Source organism: Mesorhizobium sp. M2A.F.Ca.ET.067.02.1.1 (genome assembly GCF_004023285.1).
Lineage (GTDB): Bacteria > Pseudomonadota > Alphaproteobacteria > Rhizobiales > Rhizobiaceae > Mesorhizobium.
This window is the reverse complement of sequence record NZ_RZSB01000283.1, coordinates 1-6955: the sequence shown is the minus strand read 5'-3', so window position 1 is coordinate 6955 and position 6955 is coordinate 1. Positions and strand designations below refer to the sequence as shown.

At 64.0% G+C, this 6955-nt stretch carries 7 protein-coding genes; all 7 read left to right on the top strand.

Annotated features, from left to right (window positions below; genetic code table 11):
• Positions 1–1300: extracellular solute-binding protein (locus EOA28_RS19295; protein ID WP_245501552.1), on the top strand; the 1300-nt coding region annotated here is incomplete at its 5' end.
• 107 nt (positions 1301–1407) lie between these two features.
• A complete protein-coding gene (locus tag EOA28_RS19290; RefSeq protein ID WP_126079773.1) occupies positions 1408–2355 on the top strand; it encodes a sugar ABC transporter permease in 948 nt (315 codons plus the stop codon).
• Complete coding sequence (locus EOA28_RS19285; RefSeq protein ID WP_127249382.1) at positions 2352–3302, top strand: carbohydrate ABC transporter permease; 951 nt, start codon at positions 2352–2354, stop codon at positions 3300–3302. Before EOA28_RS19290 ends, EOA28_RS19285 begins: the two co-directional genes overlap by 4 nt.
• Positions 3299–3505 (top strand): hypothetical protein, encoded by a 207-nt coding sequence (locus EOA28_RS19280; protein ID WP_126079774.1) that lies wholly within the window; start codon positions 3299–3301, stop codon positions 3503–3505. The genes EOA28_RS19285 and EOA28_RS19280 overlap by 4 nt, the downstream gene beginning before the upstream one ends.
• Positions 3506–3507: 2 nt before the next feature.
• Positions 3508–4614 (top strand): ABC transporter ATP-binding protein, encoded by a 1107-nt coding sequence (locus tag EOA28_RS19275; protein WP_127249381.1) that lies wholly within the window; start codon positions 3508–3510, stop codon positions 4612–4614.
• A complete protein-coding gene (locus EOA28_RS19270; protein WP_127249380.1) occupies positions 4607–5620 on the top strand; it encodes an ABC transporter ATP-binding protein in 1014 nt (337 codons plus the stop codon). Before EOA28_RS19275 ends, EOA28_RS19270 begins: the two co-directional genes overlap by 8 nt.
• Positions 5621–5684: 64 nt before the next feature.
• The coding region (locus tag EOA28_RS19265) for a dihydroxyacetone kinase subunit DhaK (protein WP_128315158.1) at positions 5685–6955 on the top strand (1271 nt) is incomplete at its 3' end.

Sequence of the window (6955 nt, the reverse complement as noted above, 5' to 3'; positions counted from 1 at the left end):
GGCCTCGGCGATGTTTGCGTCGACAGCCGTCTCGAACGTCGCGCATGCGGAAGACCTGACGCTGTGCTGGGCGGCCTGGGATCCGGCCAACGCGCTTGTGGAACTGTCCAAGGACTTCACCAAGGAAACCGGCATAGGCATGAAGTTCGAGTTCGTGCCGTGGACGAACTACGCCGACCGCTTCCTCAACGAGCTCAACTCGCACGGCAAGCTCTGCGACCTGATCATCGGCGACAGCCAGTGGATCGGCGGCGCCGCCGAGAACGGCCATTACGTCAAGCTGAACGACTTCTTCGACAAGGAGAAGATCAGCATGGACGACTTCGTGCCGGCGACCGTTGTCGGCTACTCGGAATGGCCGAAGAACACGCCGAACTACTGGGCGCTGCCGGCGATGGGCGACGTCGTCGGCTGGACCTACCGCAAGGACTGGTTCTCCAAGCCCGAGCTGCAGAAGGAATTCAAGGAGAAGTATGGCTGGGACCTCGCCGCGCCGACCACCTTCGACCAGCTGAAGCAGATCGCTGAATTCTTCCAGAAGCGGCAGATCGACGGCAAGACCGTCTATGGCGCGTCGATCTACACCGAGCGCGGCTCGGAAGGCATCACCATGGGCGCCATGGATGTGCTCTACAGCTTTGGCTTCCAGTATGAGAACCCGAAGAAGCCCTATGAGATGGAAGGCTTCGTCAACTCCGAGAAATCGGTGAAGGGGCTGGAATTCTACAAAGCGCTCTACGACTGCTGCACGCCTCCTGGTTCCTCCAATGCCTACATGGGCGAAGGTGTCGACGCCTTCAAATCCGGACAGGTGGCGATGCATATGAACTTCGCCTTCACCTGGCCCGGCCTGCAGAAGGACGAGAATGTCGGCGGCGACAAGATCGGCTATTTCGTCAATCCGAAAGGTCCCGACGGCGATCAGTTCGCGCAGCTCGGCGGCCAGGGCATCTCGGTGGTGTCCTACTCCGACAAGCAGGAATCGGCGCTGAAATACATCAAGTGGTTCGCCAACAAGGACGTGCAGGCCAAGTGGTGGTCGCTCGGCGGCTATTCCTGCCTGAACTCCGTGGTCAAGGACCCGAAGTTCCCCTCCAGCCAGCCCTATGCGCAGGCCTTCCTGGACTCGATGGCCATTGTGAAGGATTTCTGGGCCGAACCCAGCTACGCGCCGCTGCTGCAGGCCTCGCAGAAGCGCTTCCATGACTATGTCGTGGCCGGCCAGGGCTCGGCCAAGGACGCGCTCGACGGCCTGGTCAAGGACTGGACGCAGGTCTTCCAGGACGACGGCAAGATGTAAGGCTCCTCCCGAGCTTGATCGAGGCGTCCCGTGCCGCCCTTGGCACGGGACGCAGTTCAGATAAATTCCATAGCCGAGACTGACCCGTGACCGAAGCAGGACTTACCATGCTCAATCGGACTGCGGACAACGTTGCCCGGGCGACCCCGGAGCCGTTGGCCAAGAGGATCCGGGGCATCAGCGACAAGGGCCTCGCCTGGCTGTTCATCTCGCCGACGATCCTTCTGTTGCTTGCCATCAACATCTTCCCGCTGTTCTGGGCGATCTATCTGTCGTTCACCAACTACCGCGCCAACCGCCCCAACGAAGTGGTGAAGAACCTCGGGCTCGCCAATTACCAGCGCATCCTCGGCGACCACGACATCTGGATCGCCATGCAGACGACGGCGCATTTCGTGTTCTGGACGATCCTGCTGCAGACGGTGATCGGCTTCACGCTGGCCTGGCTGATCGACCGCAAGTTCCGCGGCCATGCCTTCTGGACCACAATCATCCTGGTGCCGATGATGCTGTCGCCGGCGGTGGTCGGCAATTTCTGGCGCTTCCTCTACGAGCCGCAGATCGGGCTGTTCTCCTATGTCATCTCCTTCGTCACCGGCATTCCGCCGACGAATGTGCAGATGCTGTCCAATGTCGAGCTGGCGCCGTGGGCGATCATCATCGTCGACACCTGGATGTGGACGCCCTACGTGATGCTGATCTGCCTCGCCGGCCTGCGCTCCATCCCCGAATACATCTATGAGGCGGCCGAGGTCGACCGCGCCTCCAACTGGCGGCAGTTCTGGTCGATCACGCTGCCGATGGCGCTGCCCTTCATCATGCTGGCGGTGCTGTTCCGCGGCATCGAGAACTTCAAGATGTTCGACATGGTCAACCTCTTGACCGGCGGCGGACCCGGCTCGACCACCGAGGTCGCCTCGATCACGCTGAAGCGGCAGGCCTTCGAAAGCTGGCGCACCGGCTATTCCTCGGCCTTCGCCATCATCCTGTTCGTCGCGGTGTTCGGGCTGGCCAACATCTACGTCAAGGCGCTCAACAAGGTGAAGCAGAGATGAGCCTGACCACCGCCCATTCCGTCGTAGCACCCTCGTCGAACGCGAAGCTGATCGCCGGCACGATCATCATAGCCTATGCGCTGATCTCGATCGTGCCGCTGTTGTGGATCTTCGCCACCAGCTTCAAGACGCCGCCGGACTCGATCGCCTATCCGCCCAAGATCGTCTTCCAGCCGAGCATCGAAGGCTATTGCAACCTGTTCACCACCCGCACACGGCAGACGCCGGAATACATCAACTCGCTCGGACCGGCGACCGGTTTCTGCGACGAGACCGTGCGCAAGCGCAACATGGTGATCGCCGGGCCGTCGAACTTCCTGCCGCGCTTCGTCAACTCGCTGATCATCGCCTTCGGCTCGACCTTCTGCGCGGTGTTTTTGGGCACGCTCTCGGCCTATGGCTTCTCGCGCTTCAAGGTGCCGCTGGCCGACGACCTTCTGTTCTTCATCCTGTCGACGCGCTTCATGCCGCCGATCGCGGTGGCGATCCCGATCTACCTGATGTATCGCGAGCTCGGCCTCTCCGACACCGCGCTCGGCATGATCCTGCTCTACACGGCGGTCAACGTCTCGCTGGCAGTCTGGCTGCTCAAAGGCTTCATCGAAGAGATCCCGCGCGAATATGAAGAGGCGGCGATGATCGACGGCTATACGCGGCTGCAGGCGTTCTGGCGCACCGTGCTGCCGCAGGCCACGACCGGCATCGCCGCGACCGCGATCTTCTGCCTGATCTTTGCCTGGAACGAATACGCGTTCGCCGCTCTGCTGACCTCCGGCACGGCGCAGACCGCGCCGCCCTTCATCCCGACCATCATCGGCGAGGGCGGCCAGGACTGGCCGGCGGTGGCGGCCGGCACAACCATCTTCCTGGTGCCGATCCTCGTCTTCACCATCCTGCTCCGCAAGCAACTCTTGCGCGGCATCACCTTCGGCGCGGTGCGCAAATGAGCACGATCCAGACTGCAAAACGCAAATCGCGCTGGCCCGTCTGGGCAAGGCGCGGGCTGATGGAGAACATCGCCACGGCGATCATCGCGATCGGCTTCCTGATGCTGTTCCAGTCCTTCGCGCTGTCGCTCTACACCTATTCCTTCATCACCATGCTCGCCGGCACGGTGATGTTCATCATCGTCTCGAAATTTCCGGAATAGAGATGGCCGAGATCCGTGTTCAGAACTTGAGGAAAGCCTTCGGCGCCTTCGTCGCCGTGCAGGATTCCAATTTCGTCGTCGAGGACGGCGAATTCTTCGTCATGCTCGGACCGTCCGGCTGCGGCAAGACAACGACGCTGCGCATGATCGCCGGTCTCGAATTGCCGACCGGCGGCAAGATCCTGCTTGGCGGAGAGGATGTCACCATGCGCCGGGCGCGCGAGCGCGACATCGCCTTCGTCTTCCAGCTCTTCGCGCTCTATCCGCATATGAACGTGCGCAAGAATATCGGCTTTCCGCTGCTGGCGCAGGGCATGCCGGCAGCCGAAATCCGCAGCCGCGTCGAGGAGACCGCGAAGCTGTTGCGCATCGATCACCTGCTCGACAAATCCGTCTCCGGTCTTGCCGGCGGCGACCGCCAGCGCGTCGCGCTCGGCCGCGCCATCGTGCGGCGGCCGAAATGTTTTCTCATGGACGAGCCGCTGGGGACCCTCGACACCGAGTTCCGCGATCTGATGGTGCATGAGCTGCGCGAGCTGCACAACCGCATCCACGCCACGACCGTCTATGTCACGCACGATCAGATGGAAGCGATGTCGATGGCCGACAAGATAGCGGTGATGAACCACGGCGTCATCGAGCAGTTCGGCACGCCGCGCGAGATCTACGACCGGCCGGCGACCATGTTCGTCGCCGATTTCATCGGCTCGCCGCCGATGAATTTCCTGAAATTCGGCGGCGGGCTCGCCAAGGGCGCGAAGGAGATCGTCGTTCAGGGCTCCAAGGTGGCGGTGCCGGAAGTGCGCGAGGACATCGCGCCCGCTGACATGGCGCTCGGCATCCGGCCCGAGCACATCCGCTTCGACGACGGCTCGAAGCTGCGCGGCGCGATCTATGGCACCGAATATCTCGGCACCACGCAGATCGTCGCGGTAGAGACGGCCGACGGCATCATCAAGGCGCGGGTGCCGGCCGGCATCCATCTCAGCCCCGGCGAGCAGGTCGGGCTGACGCTGAGCAGCGCGCGGCTGTCGCTGTTCGAGAAGGGTTCCGGACGCGCGGTCAGGACCGCCATGCATGATCAGGCAGCGGAGGCGCGCCATGGCTGATGTCCGTATCCAGGGCGTGACCAAGAGTTTTGGCGACACCGTCGCGATCGACGATCTCGACCTTACGATCAAGGACGGCGAGTTCGTCGTGCTGCTCGGGCCGACCGGCGCCGGCAAGACGACGACGCTGAGGCTGATTGCCGGCCTGGAGCGGCCGGATAGCGGCACGATCCATATCGGCGGCCATGACGCCACGACCCTGTCGCCGGCCGAACGCGATACCGCTTTCGTCTTCCAGCAATATTCGCTCTATCCGCATCTGTCGGTGTTCGACAATCTCGCCTTCCCGCTGCGCTCGCCGGCGCGGCGCTTTCCGGAGGAGGCGGTGCGCCGCCGCGTCGAAGAGGTGGCGCGCATGGTGCGCATCGACCACAAGCTCGACAACCGCTCGACGAAGCTGTCGGGCGGCGAGATGCAGCGCGTCGCCATCGGCCGCGCCCTGGTGCGCAAGCCGGCTATCTACCTGATGGACGAGCCGCTGTCCTCGCTCGACGCCAAGCTGCGCGCCGATCTCCGGCTCGAGCTGAAGCGCATCCAGTCCGAGCTCGGCGCCACCATGCTCTATGTCACGCATGACCAGATCGAGGCCATGACCATGGCCGACCGCATCGGCATCCTCGCCGACGGCGTCCTGGTGCAGATCGGCACGCCGCGCGCGATCTATTCCGAGCCGGCAAACCTTCATGTCGCGGCCCGCCTCGGTCAGCCGGCGATCAACCTTCTGCCGGCCGGGCTCCTGCCCGACGGGGGCGCGCCGACCGGAACGAAAACGATCGGCGCCCGCACCGAGCATCTCGCGATCGAGAAGGCAACGAACGGCCATGCCGACGGCGTCGTCGACTGGGTCGAGCATCTCGGCGACCAGAACCACCTGCATGTGACGGTGGGGGCGAAGAAGCTGGTGACGCTGACCGATCCAGACACGTCTTTAGCCAAGGGGGACAAGGTGACGATCCGCTACATCGCGCCGCTCTATTTCGACTCGGACGGGCAAAGACTGATGTAGCCGAGACATCCCAAATATATTCGCATACCGATTGACGGCCGCAGATACGGACTGGACGAAATCCATGAAGCACTTTTTCAACCGCAAGGACACGATCGTCACCGAAGCGCTCGACGGCTTCCTCGCCACGGCGGGATCGGGCGCGCTGGCCCGCCTCGACGGCTACCCCGAGATCAAGGTCGTGCTGCGCGCCGACTGGGACAAGACAAAGGTGGCCGTGGTCTCCGGCGGCGGCGCTGGGCATGAACCCTCGCATGCCGGCTTCGTCGGCGCCGGCATGCTGACGGCGGCGGTCTCCGGCGAGATCTTCGCCTCGCCGAGCGTCGAGGCGGTGCTGGCGGCGATCCGCGCCACGACCGGCCCCGCCGGCTGCCTGCTGATCGTGAAAAACTATACCGGCGACCGGCTCAATTTCGGACTGGCGGCGGAGAAGGCGCGTGCCGAAGGTCTCGCGGTCGAGATGGTGATCGTCGCCGACGACATCGCCTTACCGGACATCGCGCAGCCGCGCGGCGTTGCCGGCACGCTGTTCGTGCACAAGATCGCCGGGCACCTGTCGGAATCCGGCCATGACCTGGCATCGGTTGTCGCGGCGGCGCGTGCGGCGGCCAAGGACATCGTTTCGCTCGGCATCTCGCTTTCCTCCTGCTCGATCCCCGGGCAGGCGCATGAGGAGCGCTTCGGCACGAATGATGGCGAGCTCGGACTCGGCATCCATGGCGAGCCCGGCGTCGAGCGCATCGCCTTGGAGGCCGCCAGCAAGCTGGTCGCCATCATGGCGGAGCGCCTCGCCGCGCGGCTCGATCCGCACAGCCGCTATGCGCTTTTGATCAACAATCTCGGCTCAGTGCCGCCGCTCGAAATGGCGCTGATTGCGAATGCCGTGCTGTCTTCGTCGCTGGCAAAGGCGGCGGCGCTGACGATCGGGCCCGGGCACCTGATGACCGCGCTCAACATGAACGGCTTCTCGCTGTCGCTGATCAGACTGGATGCGGAACGCGAGAAAGCGCTGCTGGCGCCCGTCGGCCCGCATGCCTGGCTGCCGGCAAAGCCGGTTCGCGCGCCGGTCGTCGTGGCGATGGCAAGACCCGCTGCCGGTGCGACCGCAAAGCCCGCCAGCCGCGATGCGGCCGCCGAGCGGCTGATCAAGGCCGTCTGCCAGAAGCTGATCGCGCTCGAAGAGCCGCTCAACGCGCTCGACGCCAAGGCTGGCGACGGCGACACCGGCTCCACCGTTGCGACCGGAGCGCGCAGCATCCTCGAACGCATCGACACGCTGCCGCTTGCCGATCGCGCCGCAACCGCCGCCGCGATCGGCGATACGCTCGGCACCTC